At 65.5% G+C, this 15,694-nt stretch carries 22 protein-coding genes and 1 tRNA gene; 12 read left to right on the top strand and 11 right to left on the bottom strand.

Translation table 11 applies throughout. The features are described 5' to 3' along the window. The first annotated feature begins 64 nt into the window (after window positions 1–64). From WJT74_RS05200 to WJT74_RS05240, 9 genes are all read left to right on the top strand, one after another. Window positions 65–988, top strand: coding sequence for a DUF2163 domain-containing protein (locus WJT74_RS05200; RefSeq protein ID WP_343347672.1), 924 nt, complete (start codon window positions 65–67; stop codon window positions 986–988). After that, window positions 985–3,378 (top strand): phage tail protein, encoded by a 2,394-nt coding sequence (locus tag WJT74_RS05205; protein WP_343347674.1) that lies wholly within the window; start codon window positions 985–987, stop codon window positions 3,376–3,378. The genes WJT74_RS05200 and WJT74_RS05205 overlap by 4 nt, the downstream gene beginning before the upstream one ends. Window position 3,379: 1 nt before the next feature. After that, entirely contained in the window at window positions 3,380–4,090 is a 711-nt protein-coding gene (locus WJT74_RS05210) for a hypothetical protein (RefSeq protein ID WP_343347676.1), read from the top strand. Then, entirely contained in the window at window positions 4,087–4,593 is a 507-nt protein-coding gene (locus WJT74_RS05215; protein ID WP_343347678.1) for a discoidin domain-containing protein, read from the top strand. Before WJT74_RS05210 ends, WJT74_RS05215 begins: the two co-directional genes overlap by 4 nt. 83 nt (window positions 4,594–4,676) lie before the next feature. Further along, the gene (locus WJT74_RS05220; protein WP_343347680.1) at window positions 4,677–5,045 is read left to right on the top strand and encodes a hypothetical protein; all 369 of its coding nucleotides are present in this window, start codon (window positions 4,677–4,679) and stop codon (window positions 5,043–5,045) included. Next, window positions 5,042–5,341, top strand: coding sequence for a hypothetical protein (locus WJT74_RS05225; RefSeq protein ID WP_343347683.1), 300 nt, complete (start codon window positions 5,042–5,044; stop codon window positions 5,339–5,341). The genes WJT74_RS05220 and WJT74_RS05225 overlap by 4 nt, the downstream gene beginning before the upstream one ends. Further along, window positions 5,338–5,847, top strand: a complete 510-nt coding sequence (locus tag WJT74_RS05230; RefSeq protein WP_343347686.1) for a lysozyme — start codon at window positions 5,338–5,340, stop codon at window positions 5,845–5,847. The genes WJT74_RS05225 and WJT74_RS05230 overlap by 4 nt, the downstream gene beginning before the upstream one ends. Then, on the top strand, window positions 5,844–6,203 hold the full coding sequence (locus WJT74_RS05235; RefSeq protein WP_343347688.1) for a hypothetical protein: 360 nt from the start codon (window positions 5,844–5,846) through the stop codon (window positions 6,201–6,203). Before WJT74_RS05230 ends, WJT74_RS05235 begins: the two co-directional genes overlap by 4 nt. Further along, window positions 6,181–6,411 carry a hypothetical protein gene (locus WJT74_RS05240; RefSeq protein WP_343347690.1) on the top strand — a complete coding sequence of 77 codons (231 nt, stop codon included), beginning with the start codon at window positions 6,181–6,183 and terminating at the stop codon, window positions 6,409–6,411. Before WJT74_RS05235 ends, WJT74_RS05240 begins: the two co-directional genes overlap by 23 nt. A 28-nt stretch (window positions 6,412–6,439) precedes the next feature. Here the strand turns inward: WJT74_RS05240 and WJT74_RS05245 are convergent, their stop codons facing one another. Together WJT74_RS05245 and WJT74_RS05250 are read right to left on the bottom strand one after the other, a co-directional pair. Next, a complete protein-coding gene (locus WJT74_RS05245; RefSeq protein WP_343347693.1) occupies window positions 6,440–6,829 on the bottom strand; it encodes a hypothetical protein in 390 nt (129 codons plus the stop codon). Further along, entirely contained in the window at window positions 6,826–7,404 is a 579-nt protein-coding gene (locus WJT74_RS05250; protein WP_343347695.1) for a hypothetical protein, read from the bottom strand. The genes WJT74_RS05245 and WJT74_RS05250 overlap by 4 nt, the downstream gene beginning before the upstream one ends. A gap of 341 nt (window positions 7,405–7,745) precedes the next feature. Between WJT74_RS05250 and WJT74_RS05255 the strand changes: the two genes are divergently transcribed. Beyond that, window positions 7,746–8,369 carry a 3'-5' exonuclease gene (locus WJT74_RS05255; RefSeq protein WP_343347697.1) on the top strand — a complete coding sequence of 208 codons (624 nt, stop codon included), beginning with the start codon at window positions 7,746–7,748 and terminating at the stop codon, window positions 8,367–8,369. A gap of 152 nt (window positions 8,370–8,521) precedes the next feature. Here the strand turns inward: WJT74_RS05255 and WJT74_RS05260 are convergent. Next, window positions 8,522–8,598: transfer RNA gene (locus tag WJT74_RS05260), tRNA-Met, on the bottom strand. Between the two features lie 163 nt (window positions 8,599–8,761). On the opposite strand from WJT74_RS05260, the gene WJT74_RS05265 reads away from it, so the two are divergent. Continuing rightward, the gene (locus WJT74_RS05265) at window positions 8,762–9,175 is read left to right on the top strand and encodes a DUF3775 domain-containing protein (RefSeq protein ID WP_343347699.1); all 414 of its coding nucleotides are present in this window, start codon (window positions 8,762–8,764) and stop codon (window positions 9,173–9,175) included. Window positions 9,176–9,181: 6 nt separating this feature from the next. Here the strand turns inward: WJT74_RS05265 and WJT74_RS05270 are convergent, their stop codons facing one another. Continuing rightward, on the bottom strand, window positions 9,182–9,700 hold the full coding sequence (locus WJT74_RS05270) for a 2'-5' RNA ligase family protein (RefSeq protein WP_343347700.1): 519 nt from the start codon (window positions 9,698–9,700) through the stop codon (window positions 9,182–9,184). A gap of 108 nt (window positions 9,701–9,808) precedes the next feature. On the opposite strand from WJT74_RS05270, the gene ald reads away from it, so the two are divergent. Next, on the top strand, window positions 9,809–10,909 hold the full coding sequence (gene ald / locus WJT74_RS05275; protein WP_343347702.1) for an alanine dehydrogenase: 1,101 nt from the start codon (window positions 9,809–9,811) through the stop codon (window positions 10,907–10,909). Here the strand turns inward: ald and WJT74_RS05280 are convergent. From WJT74_RS05280 to ccmC, 7 genes are read right to left on the bottom strand one after another with little or no spacing between them, the layout of a single operon-like run. Further along, window positions 10,894–11,520 carry a tetratricopeptide repeat protein gene (locus WJT74_RS05280; protein WP_343347705.1) on the bottom strand — a complete coding sequence of 209 codons (627 nt, stop codon included), beginning with the start codon at window positions 11,518–11,520 and terminating at the stop codon, window positions 10,894–10,896. The two genes, ald and WJT74_RS05280, sit on opposite strands and share 16 nt — an antisense overlap. Next, the gene (locus tag WJT74_RS05285; RefSeq protein WP_343347708.1) at window positions 11,517–11,909 is read right to left on the bottom strand and encodes a cytochrome c-type biogenesis protein; all 393 of its coding nucleotides are present in this window, start codon (window positions 11,907–11,909) and stop codon (window positions 11,517–11,519) included. The genes WJT74_RS05280 and WJT74_RS05285 overlap by 4 nt, the downstream gene beginning before the upstream one ends. Continuing rightward, window positions 11,906–12,424 (bottom strand): redoxin family protein, encoded by a 519-nt coding sequence (locus WJT74_RS05290; RefSeq protein ID WP_343347711.1) that lies wholly within the window; start codon window positions 12,422–12,424, stop codon window positions 11,906–11,908. The genes WJT74_RS05285 and WJT74_RS05290 overlap by 4 nt, the downstream gene beginning before the upstream one ends. Continuing rightward, on the bottom strand, window positions 12,418–14,367 hold the full coding sequence (locus tag WJT74_RS05295; RefSeq protein ID WP_343347714.1) for a heme lyase CcmF/NrfE family subunit: 1,950 nt from the start codon (window positions 14,365–14,367) through the stop codon (window positions 12,418–12,420). Before WJT74_RS05295 ends, WJT74_RS05290 begins: the two co-directional genes overlap by 7 nt. After that, window positions 14,364–14,810, bottom strand: coding sequence for a cytochrome c maturation protein CcmE (gene ccmE, locus WJT74_RS05300; protein ID WP_343347717.1), 447 nt, complete (start codon window positions 14,808–14,810; stop codon window positions 14,364–14,366). Before ccmE ends, WJT74_RS05295 begins: the two co-directional genes overlap by 4 nt. After that, window positions 14,810–14,944 carry a heme exporter protein CcmD gene (locus tag WJT74_RS05305; protein ID WP_343347719.1) on the bottom strand — a complete coding sequence of 45 codons (135 nt, stop codon included), beginning with the start codon at window positions 14,942–14,944 and terminating at the stop codon, window positions 14,810–14,812. The genes ccmE and WJT74_RS05305 overlap by 1 nt, the downstream gene beginning before the upstream one ends. Continuing rightward, the gene (gene ccmC, locus WJT74_RS05310) at window positions 14,944–15,675 is read right to left on the bottom strand and encodes a heme ABC transporter permease CcmC (protein WP_343347721.1); all 732 of its coding nucleotides are present in this window, start codon (window positions 15,673–15,675) and stop codon (window positions 14,944–14,946) included. Before ccmC ends, WJT74_RS05305 begins: the two co-directional genes overlap by 1 nt. Window positions 15,676–15,694: the final 19 nt, after the last annotated feature.

A 15,694-nucleotide genomic window follows, 5' to 3' on the forward strand; every position in this document is an offset into this window, starting at 1 on the left:
CGCGACGGCCGAGATGCGTGTCAGTCAGTCTGGGGTAGAGGCGCTTACGAAAGAGCGCCCCGCTATGCGCGTTTCGCAGGCTGGCATCGAGATGCTACACCGCGTCCTGCCGAGCTTCTCCATCAGCCAAGGTGGCATCGAATATCTGAACAAAGCCGCTCCCTGCGTGACGCACCTTGCGCAGATCTGGGCGATCAAGCGGTCGGACGGCGAAACGCTTCGGTTCACCAGCCTTGACCGCGACCTGGAATGGGGCGGGCAGACGTATCACGCTTGCGGGTCGATGAGCCCCAGCGCCAGCGAGAATGCGGCCGAAGCGGGGAGCGTGGGCAATATCGACCTGACCGGGCTTGTCGCGGCGGGGTATGTCACTGAAACCGACCTTCAGGGCGGGAAGTATGACGGGGCGCGGGTGCGAGCGGTGCTGGTGCCGTGGAAGGGTGCGGCGTCCGTTCGCGTGCTGCTGGACGGGACGTTCGGGCGGGTCGAGTTTGACGATCGCAGCTTCACGGTCGAAGTGACGGGATCGGGTGGTCGACTGGCGCAGACGCCGCTGGTGCGGACGATGAAGCCCGGATGCGATTATGTGTTCGGCGACAGATATTGCGGGCGCTCGCTCGACGGGCTGATCGTGTCGGGGGCAGTTGAAACGTCGGGCGACGGGCGCAACTTCACCGACAGCGCGCGTAGCGAGGCGGCGGGCTATTTCACGAACGGGATCGTCGCCTTCATCAGCGGCAACAATGGCGGGGTCGAAGCGCGGATCAAGGAGCATGGCGACGGGGGGCAGTTCACGCTGTGGCCGCGGCTGACGTTCCCGATCGCGGCGGGCGACGAGTATGAGATGACGCCCGGTTGTTCGCAGCATCGGGAGAGCGACGGCGGCACGAACGGCTGCATCTCGTGGGATAATTTTGTCAATTACGGCGGCGAGCCGGACAGCCCCGGCGGCGACGCGGTGGCGCGGCGGCCGGACGTGAAGAAATGAGCTTCAACCCCGCGATCTTCATCGCGCAGCTAGGTGCCAGCTATCTGTTGTCGCGCTTCTCGGCGCAGAGCGGGCCGGGCATCGACGAGCTTGCGGTCGAGATCGGCGATTATGGCGCGCCCAAGCCGCGTGTGTACGGGGCGGCGGTGCGTCTGTCGCTGCCGGTGCTGGCGTGGGACGGGCTGCTCGACGAGACCGAGCATGTGGTCGAGGATTATTCCGAGGTCGCGGGCGCGATCAGCGGCGCGGCGGCGGGGTTCCAGATCGGTGGGCCGATCGGGGCGGTGGTCGGCGGGGTGCTGGGGGGACTGCTGGGATCGGCGGCCCCCGAACAGAAATACTGGACCTATTCGGCAACTTGCGGGTGGCTGCTGGCGGATCGGATCGACGACAAGCCGATCGAGGGGCTGGGGTTGCTGTGGGGCCAAGGACGGCTGATCTTCGACTCCGGCGAGACGCCCGCGATCAGCGAGACGCTCGACGCGGACGGCAATCTGCTGAAGCGGGTGTACGGGGCCAACCGTTATTTCAAGAGCCTGACAATCTACGGCGGCGGGGACGAACAGACGGCCGATCCGGTGTTGGAGGGGCGGTTGGGCGACCAGCCCGGCTATCGCCACCGCGCCTATGTGGTGGTGGAAGACCTGCAGCTCGAAAATTTCGGCAATTCGGTGCCGGGGCTGGAAGGGCTGGTCGAGGCAAACGCCAATGTCACGCTGGCGGACTTTGCCGAGGCTATCTGTGCGCGGGCGGGGATCGACCCCGTCCGCAACCTCTCGACCACCGCGCTCATCGATATGCCGCTTCGGGGCTATGCCATCACAGGCGAGACGAGTTGCTGGGATGCGCTGTCGCCGTTGTTTCCCGTCTATCGCTTCGAAGCGGCCGAGCGGGGCGGACAGATCCAGTTCTTCGAGCGGGCGCAGGCGATGCGCGCGACCATCCCCACGAACGCAATGGGGGCGCACGAGGCGGGGACCAGCCCGAACGCGCCGTACCGCTTCACGCGGGCGCAGGACATCGAACTGCCGCAGGAAACGAGTGTCACTTTCATGGACCCGGCGCGCGATTACCAGCCCAACACCGCCTCGGCACAGGCGGCGCACGGGGACGCGCAATCGAACGTGTCGGTGAACCTCAACCTGGTGATGAGCGCGGAGGAAGGGGCGACCGCGGCAGCCACGCTACACTGGGATGCGTGGCTGGGGCGCACGACGCTGACGACGACGCTGACCGGCGCCTGGGCGGGTATCGCGCCGGGGGTGGCGTATGGCGTCCAGACGAAGGATGCGTCGGTGCTGCCGTTCATCGTGCGGCGGGTGACGCGCGGGGCCAACGGGCTGATCGAGGTCGAGGCGCAGTCGGACGAGGCCATCGCCTTCACGGGGCGGGCCTCGGGTGCGAACGCGCCTATCGAGCATGAAAGCACGTTGTTCGCCGACACGGTGGTAGTGCCGATCGACATGCCGATGACGAGCGACGGGCACGACGATTTCGGCTTTTACGTCGCGATGGGGGCGGGGCAGCGATACTGGAACCGGGGGCGGATCGAGGTGTCGAACGGCGGCACGTTCGCGACGTTGCTCGATCAGCCCGATGCGGCGGTGATGGGGGCCGTAGTCGGGACACTGGGGCCGGACGACGAGACGCTGACGGTCGAGCTGTTGCACGATGGCATGACGCTGGAGGATGCAAGCACGGCCGAGCTGGACGCTTACGCTAACTTCCTGTTTGTCGGGATGGGGCGCGGCGAATATATCCAGTTCGCCAGCACGACGAAGATTGCGCCGAAGACGTGGGAATTGAGCGGACTGCGGCGCGGGGTGCGCGGCAGCGAGGACTTCATCGACCAGCACAGCCCGGGCGAGATGGCGGTGGTGATGGGCGAAGGGGGGATCTACCGGATCCCAGTGACGGACGACAGCGGGTGGGGCGATGCGCTCAGCCTGCGCGGCGTGACTTTGTACCAGGACCCTGCGGGGGTGCCGGTGGTGCCGTTCACGAACGTAGGGATCGCCAAGCGCCCGTTCGCGCCCACCGACCTCGTCGGCAGCTTCGATGCGGGCGACCTCGACCTGGCATGGACCGACCGCAGCCGCTTCTTCGGCGCGGACGGCGATGCGCCGGCCGTGTTCGACGTCGAGATCGTGCGCGGCGGGGTGGTGGTGCGGACGCTGGCGGGTCTGTCGAGCCAGGCGGCGACGTATACGGCGGCGCAGCGGACGAGCGACGGGTTCGCGAGCGGGGAGCCGATCGGGGTGCGGGTGTACCGCGTGAACGACGACTTCGGGCGGAGCGCGCCGCTGGCGGACGAATATCTCGAAGCGCTGACCGCCCACAACAGCTTCATCACTGCCGACAGCACGATGTGGACGGCCGACGGGGAGTAAGATGGCGAAACAGACGATCGACACGGGTGCCGTGCCGAACGACGGCACGGGTGACAGCATCCGCACGGCCTTCGGGAAAGCGAACGCGAACTTCGACGAGCTGTACGACGGGGTCGATGGCAGCCTCGAGGTGGCGGCGAACCTTGCGGACCTCGCGGATGCGGCGGATGCGCGAGACAATCTCGACGTCTATTCGACGGGCGAGGTCGATGCCGTGGTGGCGGGAGCGGGAGGCGGCGGGGGCGGCGCGACCACGCTCGACGGGTTGACCGATGTCGACACGACGACGGCCGCCCCAACCGACGGGCAGGCGCTGATCTTCGACGATGTCGACGACACGTGGAAGCCGGGCGACCTACCAAGCGGCGGTGCCGGCGGCGACCTCTTGGCATCGAACAACCTGTCTGACGTCGCCGATGTCGAGGCATCTCAGCAAAACCTCGGCTTAGCGAATGTCGCTCTTGCACAGCCTGCCACGTTCAACTTTTCTGGCAACGGGGAAGCCCGCTTCTACGCCGATGTCGAAATGACGCTGACGCAGCAGGCCACTAGCGGCACGGGAACGATCGCCTACGAGAAGTCCACGACTGCTTCGCCCGCCACGTTCTCGGGCACGACCAGCCCGATCAGCTTGCAGGCCGGGGCATGGCTCAAGGTTACGGCGTCGGCGGTGACGGGCCTCGTCGCAGTCCATCTGAAGCGCACGGCATGATCGTTCAGACCATGCCGTACCCGCCTCCCGCCGGGGGCACTGCGTATCGCTACATCCGACTATTCTTTCCGGACGGCGCTGACATCAACGTTTCGGGTCGTGTCGGCCTGCGGGAAGTCGAAATAGCCGCCACCCTCGGCGGGCCGGATCAATGCTCGGCAGACGCCAGCATCAACCTGTCAGCCGCCGCCAGCAGCAGCAACGTCACTGGAAGCTACCTTCCACGCAATGCCTTTGATGGAATAACCAGCAGCGGCAACGGGTGGTGTTCCGGCACGGGTGCGGGGGTCAACGCTTGGATCAGATACGATTTCCAAACTGGCATTGGGTCACCTGCTGTCTGTTCGGAAGTTCGGGCGTGGCAGGGTTGGACAACCGTTTGCGGCAGCCCTTCTCGGATCGTCGTTCAAGGCTCGGATGACGCAGCCACCTGGACGACGCTCTTTGAGAGCGCGGCGGGACTCTCTTGGTCGGCCGGCGAAATGAAAACGATAACAGCCTGATGCGCGAGAGCAGCGCGGTCGCCCTGCTTAACGCGCTGCGAATGCGCGAAGGCAAGGCTGGGCTTTACGTCGAAAGGTGAGGCGTGGATCAGGAAGACCTCAAGAATATCGCGGCCGCCGCTTTCCCTCAACCGGTGGACAGTACGCGCGATTGGCCGCTCGACAAGTTCAACGAGCACATCGACGAGCGGATCGACCGGAAGGTCAACAAGCTGGTGGTCACGGTCATGTTGAGTGCGTTCGGGGTCATCCTTTCGGTGATCGTCGGCGCCTGGCACGTCTCCAACGAGCTACGCGACGCGGTCGTGCTTGCCGATAAAAGCGATCAGCGGCTCGATCAGCGTGCGTTGTGGATGCAGCGCCAGGAGCAGCACGATCGCGAGCAGGACCGCGTCCTGCGCCAGCTCGATCCGACCTACCAGCCTCCGGGCTTCCGGGAGACACCGTTATGACGATCTTCTCTACCATCGGCGACAAGCTGCGCCAGCGCTGGGCCGAACTGTCCTTGAATTCGATGCGGCTCGGCCTCGGCGCTGTGGTGCTGCTGCTCTACGTCTTTCTCGATGCGGGCGCGCTCTTGCAGCTGGCCCTGTTCCTGATCGAAAACCCGGCGGCACAGAAGGTGGGCGGACTGGCGGCGTCGATCGGGACTTACGAGGTCATTCGCTGGGCCCGCTTCTCCCGTCAGCAAAAGGTGACGGTGCAGGCCGACGGCCGCGTGATCCGCGCCGAGGGTGTCGAGCTGTGACCAAGGGCATTCCCGGAACCGCGATCGCCGCGATGTTGGCGATCGCCACGCCGCAGGTGGCGCAGCACGAAGGGCTGCGGCTCGAGCCCTATCGCGACGTCATCGGCGTCCCGACGGTGTGTTACGGCGAAACTCGGGTCGAGATGCGGGCCTACAGCAAGGTCGAGTGCGACGCGCTGCTCGCGAAGGCGCTTCGCAACGATTTCGGCCTGCGCGTCGCCAGTTCGGCGCCGGGGATATGGACCCAGCCATATGAATGGGCAGCGCACACCAGCCTAACGTTCAACATCGGCCTCGGCGCCTATCGCAAGTCGAGCGTCCTCCGGCTGTATCGCGAGGGCAAGCCGGTCGAGGCCTGCCGGTTCATGCGGCGCTACCGGTTTGCGGGCGGGCGCGTGATCCAGGGTCTCGTCAATCGCCGCGAAGGGCATGGCGCGACGATCGGGGAATATGAACTGTGCCTGGTCGGGGCGATACCCCGCCAGATTGGGGGAGATCGATCATGATACCGCCCGGGTCGCTCTCTATCGCATGGAATAGCATCCCGACCGTCGTGAAGTGGATCGCGCTTGCGGTTCTCGTCCTCGGCATCGCCTACTGCATCGGTAAGGCCGCAGGCAAAGACGATATGAAGCGCAAAAACGCCAAGGCGCAACTTGAGGTCGAGCGCACCGACAGCGCATCGAAGGAAGAGCGCGCGCAAGAGCGTGTCGTCGACCTGTCGCGCAATCGAGATCAGAAAGAGGAGTTGGACGATGTTCGTGAAGCCAATCCGCCTGGCGACGATCGCCGCCGTGCTCGTGGTTGCGCCATCCTGCGCCAGCAAGGGCGTCACGACGATGCCCGCGCCGCCGGCTGCTGACCTCGCTGTCGAGCCGGAACCGCCCTATCCGATCCAAGCGATCACCGCGCCGACAGAGGAAGAGCGGCAGGACGCCGAGGATGCGTGGGATGATGAAGTGCGGGTGTGGGGCGGTCGCGGATGGGCGCAGGTCGCCCGCCTGTGCCGCTGGGCGGTCGACGTGACGCGCTCGACGGTCCAGTGCCCCGCCTCCAGTCTTGAGGAATAGGCCGGGACCGTAGCCCCGACCTGTTAGGCTATCTCTCCAATTCCCCCAGAAGCCGTTTGACGTCCGCCTCGATGAAATCGAAGGGCTCCCCCTTCACCGGCAGATAATTGTCGAGTTCGTGGTGCTTAATCGCTTCGATCTTGACCTGAACGGCGGCGACATCGGGCGCCGGAAAGTTCACGAGCGTTATCGCCGCGTCCGCTGCGGGCTCGTCATAGGTGCGATAGCCGTGGTCGTCGGCCTTCGAACACCGCTCATGGGCCGCGCGTAGCCGTGGATCATCCTTGTTGCCCCTCGCCTCGCTTTCAGCGCATTCATATTCGTAATTCGCCCGCGCGATCGGACCGAAGTCGTAGTTGCAATCCTGAAGGGCCCGGAGCAGGCGCCAGCGCTTCTCCAGCGTCGCGAAATCGGTCATGCGCCCTCTCCTGACAGGAATCGTCTCGCGTCGGCCATCACTGGAATGACAAGGCGTTTATGCCAGGCCGGGATATACTCTCCGTCCTCGCTGTCGATAACGCGCTCAGATAACAGCTGATCCAGCTTCCATAAAAGCGCTGCAGGCCTCGGTGCCGGACAAATAAGTGCGCGGTCCCGAGCGTCGCCTACCGCCTCACCTACGGCGTCGATCTGCTCATTGATTTCATTCCAGCTCACACTGGCTTCGGCTTCGCGAAGCGCAGCGCGATATTGACGCACTCCATCGATCTTCGCCTCGAAGGTTTCCATTGTTGCGGGTGCGAACGATAGGGTCGACCATCCCCTTGAGCGGTACTTTTCGACCTGCTCGTCGAGGTCCATCGCGTGAGTGAGTTGGCGCTTATCGACGAACATGAAGAAACCGAAGTCGATGTAGTCCTCCGGCCTCGGCGCGGCCTTCTCCAGCTCTTCATTGGCCTGATCCCATTCTGCTGACTTCGCTTCATATGCGAGATCGGCGCGCTCGAATGCCTCGAACGCTTCGTCCCATTCGGACGTGTTCTGGTTTTCCATTGGTGGTCTCTCACAGTTTGGCTTTCCACAGCCGTGACCGCTTCGGGCGGTCGCCGGGGGTTGGAAACACGCTGTGAGACGTGTCGGCGGCTTTTAAGCTTGCGCTCTGGACATGACGCACCGCCCCCGGCTATAAGAGCCGAAGTCAGCGCGTCCCGCCAAGGACGCCTGGGCGAGCCGCCAAGCTCGCTTTCGCAGCAAAACCCACGCCAATGGGCAGAACTGCTATCACAGTCCGGGTTTCCACACCCAGCCGGACTTCTACCCGTCAAATCGCTGAGATTGCAACTCCCCTTCGGGGGAAACTTGCGTCCGCAATCCGCGCGGTCCAGCATCGTGCGATGGAACTGATCCTCGTCATCGCTGCCGTCGCCGCGCTGTTCTACCTGATGCGCCGATCGGAAAAGCCGAAGCCCGCGCCGCGCGAGCCGAGGCCGCTGGCCGAGGTGTTGCCCGAACGCTTCGTGGTTTACGATCTGGAGACGACCGGCCTCAGCCCTGCCAAGCACGAGATCATCGAGATCGGCGCGATCCGCGTCCATCGCGACAGTGACCAGCACGAGACCTTCTCCACGCTCGTCATGCCGAAAGGACGCATCTCGTCGCGGATCACCGAAATCACAGGCATCAACCGCGCGATGATCAAGAAGGACGGCATGGAGCCTGTTGCGGCGCTCGTGGCCTTCCGCGAGTTCGTCGGCGACCTCCCGATGGTGGCGTTCAATGCGCCGTTCGACGCGGGCATGCTGGAAGCCGCTTGCGATCGCCACGGTCAGGATCGCTTCCCGAACGAACACGACTGCGCGCTGGCGCTGTCACGGCGCGTTTGGCCTGGTCGAAAGTCCTATCGCCTCAGCGCCATCTGCGCCGACGCTGGCATTAGCCTCAACGGCGAACACCGCGCCCTCGCCGACTGCGAGCGGGCGCTGCGGATATACGTCGCCGCGCGACAGCTTGGGGACTGATCCATGCCCGATCCATGCCCAGTGGAGTAAATCTCAACGCAAGGGAAATCGCGGAAAACTGCGTAAATCGTCGGGAATGATCGGAAAGGATGGGAAACGGGCTATTCGAGCGCTGATTACACAGTAATTCGCAGATTTCCGAGATAAATGATTGGTAGCGGAGGAGGGACTCGAACCCCCGACACGCGGATTATGATTCCGCTGCTCTAACCAGCTGAGCTACTCCGCCCCAATTCGGGCGCGCGCGGATCGGCCACGATGGCCGGGCGGCGCGGTTGCGAGCCTATAGTCGGGGCGCCCATCGTCGTCAATCGACCTTTCGCCGGGCCGAGGAACCGTGCCGCCCCGCATGTCGTTGCCCTCCCGCAATTGATCAAGAAAGACCTTCAACGATGGAACCCGCAACACCGCTCGACACGCTCTGCCGTATCATCATCCGCGCTCGCGAGAACGAGGCGCAGGTGACGACGAACTACGATGGTGACGAGGCACCGGAGAACGTCGACGGCGACGATGACGACGAAGCCTATTCGGTGCTCGACGACGATATCAACACGAGCGTCGAGGAAGAGCTGATGGGGATCCTCGAGGATCTGGCCGAGGATCAACAGGCCGAGGTCTATGCCTTCGTGCTCATCGGACGCGGCGATTTCGACGCGACCGACTGGGACGAGGCGATCGAAGCGGCGGGCGAGGAAAGCGACATCGTGGAATCGCTCATGGAGACCCCGATGCTGGCCTCGATGCTGGAAAGCGGCATGGCGAGCTTCGATCTCGATTGCGACGGCGTCGGCACCATCACCTGAGCGTCGTCACGCGCGCGCCTTGCCGCGAAACGACCAACTGCCCAGTTCTTCCCACGGCCCGCCAAGATAGCGATTGAGGGTGAGTCCCCTGATCGCAAGCGCCCGCGGGTCGAACGCGGCTTTCTTCTGATCGTACAGCGCGCGCGCGACGTCCTTGTCGACCTTGTTCTGGATGGTGACATGCGGTCTCCACCCCCCCTGGTCCTGCGCCGTCAGCATCCCTTCGAACCGTGCCTGGATCGCCGAACGGATCGCCTGCAATTCGTCCGAATGCACGCGATAGGCCACCCCCCGTCCCATGAACATGACCTCGCTCAACCGCGCGGCCGGCGGCGCGAACTCGCTAGCCAGTGTCGCCAGCAGGCGGCCGACCTCGTCCTCGCAACTGGGCGGCAGCGCATGGAACATCGTCAGATGGGCCTTGAGGTAGTTGCGCTCCGGCGGGAAATGCTCGGTGCGTTCGGAATTCAGCCACGACAGGTCGTCCTGTCCCAGCGCGGCGGTGACGATCAGGGCTCCACTCATGCACGCCGAACGGGCCGCTCGCCGAAAAGTTCGTCTTCGGGGGATGGGCGTCCCCCCTCCCCCTCGTTATAGGCCGCGCCCAGAGGATTGTTTCAGGAGAGACTTCGCATGCGCATCGGCATTCCCAAGGAAATCAAGAATCACGAATATCGCGTCGGCCTGACGCCGACGTCGGTCCGCGAACTGACCTCGTTCGGGCACGAGGTGTTCATCGAGACCAATGCCGGCATGGGGATCGATTTCTCCGATGCCGACTACGAGCGCGTCGGCGCCACCGTCGTCGCTGATGCGAAGACGGTGTTCGAAAAGGCCGAGATGATCGTCAAGGTCAAGGAACCGCAGCCCGAAGAGATTGCGATGCTGGAAGAACGGCATACGCTGTTCACCTACCTCCACCTCGCCGCCGACATGCCGCAGACCGAAGGACTGATGCAGTCGGGCGCGACCTGCATTGCCTACGAGACGGTGACGGGACGCAAGGGCGGGCTACCGCTGCTCGCACCGATGAGCGAGGTTGCCGGGCGCATGTCGATCCAGGTCGGCGCGCATTATCTTGAAAAGGAACAGGGCGGTCGCGGCGTGCTGCTGGGCGGCGTTCCCGGGGTGAACCCTGGCAAGGTGGTGATCCTCGGCGGCGGCGTCGCGGGCATCAACGCGGCGATGATGGCGACCGGCCAGCGTGCCGACGTCACCATCTTCGACGTGTCGAACGAGAAGATGGCCGAACTCGACCTGCACTTCGGATCGACGATCAAGACGCAATATTCCACGATCGAGGCGATCCGTCGCCACATCAGTCAGGCGCACCTCGTCATCGGCGCGGTCCTCGTGCCGGGCGACGCGGCGCCCAAGCTCATCACGCGCGAGATGCTGAAGGACATGAAGCGCGGCGCGGTCATGGTCGACATCGCCATCGATCAGGGTGGCTGCTTCGAAACGTCCAAGGCGACCACCCACGACGATCCCGTCTACGAGATCGACGGCATCATCCATTACTGCGTCGCCAACATGCCGGGCGCGGTCGCTCGGACCAGCACGTTCGCGCTCAACAACGCCACGCTGCCGCACGTCATCCGGCTCGCCAATCGCGGCGCCAAGGAGGCGATGGCCAACGACAAGCATCTGGCCGACGGTCTCAACGTTTCGGGTGGAAAGATCCGTCACAAGGCGGTCGCGACCGCGCTGGCGCTGCCTTACGAACCGGTCTGAGCCGCGGCTTGCTGTTCGGCGATCGCGAGGGCTCCCAGAACGAGCGCGCGTCGGTCCGACCCCTCGGGCGCGCGCTCCTCGAGCGAGCGCAGCGCCGGCAGCGCCGCCTCGCCCTCGCCGCTGCGCACCTGCGCTAGCGCCTTGAAGAACAGCGGCCCCTCCGCGTCCCCGCCCAGTTCGATCGCGCGGTCGAAGGCCAGTTCCGCTGCGGGCGACAAGGTGCCCGCATGGTCGGCCAGCGCATTGGCGTAGAGCGACCAGAGCGCGAAGTTGCGCGGATTCTCGCGCACGCCGCTCGCGTACAGCTTGGCCGCACTCTCGGTATTGCCGATCCGCGTCCGGCTGTCGGCCAGGATCGCCCATTGCTCGACCTGGTTGAAGCGCCCGTAGAAGGCCTCGCGCGCGCCGGTGAGGGCCATCGGCGGTCCCATGTCGGGCCTTTCCGCTACCGGACGGGCGGGCAGGCCGGGGCGCCCCGCGATCGCATAGCCCGCTCCCCCCAGCAGCATCGCCGCCAGCGATAGGGTCAGCGTCGCGCCGCGAACCTTGGCGAGCCACAATCCTGCCGCCACCACGCCGATCAGCAGGATGATGATCAGATAGACGGTCATTCGCCTTTACTCCGCCGCACGAACCGCCGCCTCAACAGCCAGGCCGCCAGCGCCAGCAGCACGAGCGGCGCGGCGAACAGCGGCCAGCTGACCGGATCGCCGGAGACCGGGCGATAGGTCACGACGCTTCCGTACCGATCGACCAGCCACCCGCGTACTTCGGCGGGTCGTTCGCCCTTGGCAAGGCGCGCCCGGACGAGATGGCGCATGTCACCCGCCATGTCGGCATCGCTCTCGGCGATCGACTGCCCTTCGCACGTCAGGCAGCGCAATTCCTCCATCAGCTGCACCGCTTCGGCCTCCAGCGCCGGATCGTCGAGCTGGCGGTCCGCATAGTCGGCCGGCGCGGCGGACGTCGCCGCGGCGAGGAAGAGCGCGGCAAACATCATCGAAGCGCCTCCACACGCGCGAGGATGTCGGGCAGGTCGTCCGCCTCGATCGGTCCCTGCCAATGCGCCCGCACCACGCCGTCCGCGTCGATCAGGAACGTTTCGGGCACGCCGGTAGCGCCCAGTTCGAGCATCGCCTGACTGTCGGGATCCGCCCCGATCCGCGCGAAGGGATCGCCATGCCGGTCGAGAAATCGCTGAACGGCTTCTGGCTCGTCTCGCACCGCGATCCCGTCGATCGGCACACCTTGTCGTGCCAGATCGTCCAGATACTCCGCCTCGGCGATACACGGCACGCACCAGCTCCCGAACAGGTTGATCAGATAGGGCTCGTCGCGGCCGATCGGCTCGATCCCCGTCGTCCCGTCGACCATCGGTGGCAGCGACAATTCGGGCAGATGTTCGCCGACCAGCTGGCTCGTCACCTGCGATCCTTCGGACGGCGACGCGAGACGCCACCCCGCGAACGCCAGCAGCGCCAGCGCGATGGCGAGGGGAAGAAGACGGGCTACCATGCGCGCGCCTGTCGATAACCGCCGCTGTCCTCGGCGTCTCGTTCGGCCATCCGGCGACGCCATCCCCGCATGCCCCGCCCGATCAGCGAGATCAGTCCGCCCAGGACGATCAACATTCCGCCCGCCCAGATGAACGTCACGAACGGCTTCCACCACAGGCGGACCTGCCAGCCTTCATCGAGGCTGCCCGAACCGATAGTCGCATAGAGCTGCCCGTCCCAGTTGGTGAGCAGCGCGCTCTCGCTGGTCACGGTGATCGGGGTATTGAACTGTCGCTGCTGCGGCGCAAGTGCGGCGGCTCCGCGCCCGCGCGCGGCGGCGAGTCGTGCCTCGACCGCGGTGAAATTGGCACCGGCTACGGGCGTCACGTCGCGCATCTCGACGGTCCAGGGTCCGACCTCGGCCTGGTCCCCCGGCTCCATGATGGCGAGCCGCTCGGTGGTGAAGGCGCTCTCGCTGGCGACGCCGAGCGTCAGGATGGCGATTCCGAAATGCGCGATCGCCATGGCCCAGGTCGGCGCCCCGATCCGCCAGGGGCGCTTTCGAAACAGCGGCACGAGACTGGCGATCGCGAGCCCTGCCCCCAGCGCCAGCCCGCCCCGCTCGAGCAGACTGATGTCGAGGCCAAGCACGATCGGTATCACCAGGCCTGCCACAGCGGCCAGCGCGGCCACCCGCAGCGACTTGGGAAGCGGGCGCTTCTGTCGCCGCCACGTCAGGCTGGGCCCGACGAATAACAGAGCGATCAGCAACAGCGCCAGCGGGCCGGTGACGAGATTGAAATAGGGCGGACCCACCGAAATGGCCGCACCGAACACCTCGGCGATCAACGGATAGAAGGTCCCGAACAGCACCAGCGCGAGAATGATCGACAACAGCACGTTGTTGGCGACCAGCGCGCTTTCGCGGCTCGTCACCTCGAACGGCTCACCCGCCCGAACCGTGGCGATCTTCCATCCGTAAAGCGCGAAGGCGGCACCGATATAGATCGTCATCAGGATGAGAATGAAGGTCCCGCGCTCCGGATCAACCGCGAACGCATGCACCGACGTGAGCAGTCCCGAACGCACGAGAAACGTCCCCAGCATGCTCATCGCAAAACCCAACAGGGCGAGCATCATCGTCCACGCCCGAAGCGCCTCACGCGCCGCGAGGACCGACACGGAGTGAAGCAGCGCCGTCGCGGCCAGCCACGGGAGCAGCGAGGCATTCTCGACCGGATCCCAGAACCAGTAGCCGCCCCACCCGAGCTCGTAATAGGCCCAGTAGCTCCCCGCCAGGATCCCCGCCGTCAGGAAGGTCCAGGCGACCAGCACCCACGGTCGCATCGCCTCGGCCAGCGAACGGTCGACCCGCCCCGTGAGCATGGCGCCGACCGCCAGACTGAACGCGACCGAAAGCCCGACATAGCCGACATAGAGAAGCGGCGGGTGATAAACGAGCCCGGGATCCTGCAGCAGCGGATTGAGCCCCCTGCCCTCGATCGCGGGCGGCGACAGCCGCGCGAACGGGTTGGACGTCAGCAGCAGAAAGGCGAGAAATCCCGCCGTCAGCGCTCCCTGGCTCCCCAACGTCACGGACAGCGTCCGCCGGTCGAGCGCTCTCGCGAACAGGGCGAGAAGGCCGCCGAACAATGTCAGCAGCACTACCCACAGTAGCATCGACCCTTCATGGTTTCCCCACGCCGCGGCGAGCTTGTAGAAGGCAGGCTTGGCACTGTGGCTGTTGGTCGCGACGAGCGCCACCGACAGATCGACCGCCGCGAACACGCGCAGCAGCATCGCGAAGGCAAGACAGCAGAGCAGCGCCTGCGCCACCGCCAGTCCGCGCAGGGCCGCAGCACGGTCCTCGGTTCCTCGGGTTGCCGTCAGGCCCCACCCGGCCTGAAACAAGGCTAAGCCGAGCGCGAGCCACAAGGCGGCGTGGCCGATTTCGGCGTTCATGAACCCTCGACGCTGTCGGCCGTGTCGCGTTCCTCGGCCTCGCTCGCCAGTTCGGGCGGCATGTAATTCTCGTCATGCTTGGCAAGGATGCGGTCGGCGACGAACGTGCCGTCGGGGGCCAACTGCCCTTCCGCGACCGCGCCCGATCCCTCCACGAACAGGTCGGGCGTGATGCCGCGATAGGCGACCGTCGTGCTGGCCTCCGTGTCGGCGAGGCGGAAGCGAACCTCGAGCCCATCGGTGCTGCGCTCGATCGATCCGTCCTCGACCATTCCGCCGAGGCGAAGGGGAACGCCGGTTTCCACCGTCCCCTCCACGATCTCGCTCGGCGTCACGAAAAAGGCCGCTCGCCCCTGCAGTCCCCACAAGGCGAGCAATGCCGCACCCGCAATGGCGCCGACGGCGATCAGGACGAGGACGAGCCGCTGTTGCTTGGGCGCCATTATGATCGCCCGTCCCGAAGGTCGCGATGGCGCTGCTCGGCGCGGCGCATCGCGCGCCACGAGACGAGGACCAGCACGGCCGTCGCAACGATCGTGATCGCATAAGCGGCGATGACGAAGGGCCACGGCGCCATCAGTGCTGCGCCCCCAACCGCTGCAACCGCGCCTCGACCTTGGTACGCGCGATGTCCGCGCGCATCCGCATCAGCACGATCGCCGCGAACAGCAACGTGAACCCGAGCGCCGCCAGCAGCAGCGGCCACAGCATCGAACCATCGATGCTCGATCGGCCCTCGACGATGCTGATCGAACGACCCTGATGCAGCGTGTTCCACCAGATCACACTGTAGTGAATGATCGGCAGATTGATCGCCCCGACCAATCCGAAGATGGCCGCAATCCGCCCTTCCTGTCCGGGCCCGCGGGAACGCTCGGCATCCGCCAGCGCGACATAGGCCAGATAGAGGAAGAACAGCACCAGCATGCTGGTCAGCCGCCCGTCCCATTCCCACCAGGTCCCCCACGTGGGCCGGCCCCAGATCGATCCGGTCACGAGGCACAGCGCCGCGAACGTCGCTCCCGCGGGCGCGATCGCCCGCGCGGCGATGGCGGCGAGCGGATGCCGCCACACCAGCACCGCAACGCTGGAAACGGCAATGCCGCCCCATCCTGCCATGCCCAGCCACGCGGCGGGGACATGAACATAAAGAATGCGGAACGTGTCGCCCTGCAGATAGTCGGCCGGGACCAGGAACAGCCCGCCGATCAATCCCGCGATCGTCAGCGCGAGACCCGACCACAGCGTCCAGCCGGTGGCGGGGCGCGCAATCTTCAGGAAGCGGGCGGGGTTGGCAAAACGATGCATGGCGGTGCGCGCTCTTTAC

This window comes from Sphingomicrobium sp. XHP0239 (genome assembly GCF_039555325.1).
GTDB lineage: Bacteria > Pseudomonadota > Alphaproteobacteria > Sphingomonadales > Sphingomonadaceae > Sphingomicrobium > Sphingomicrobium maritimum.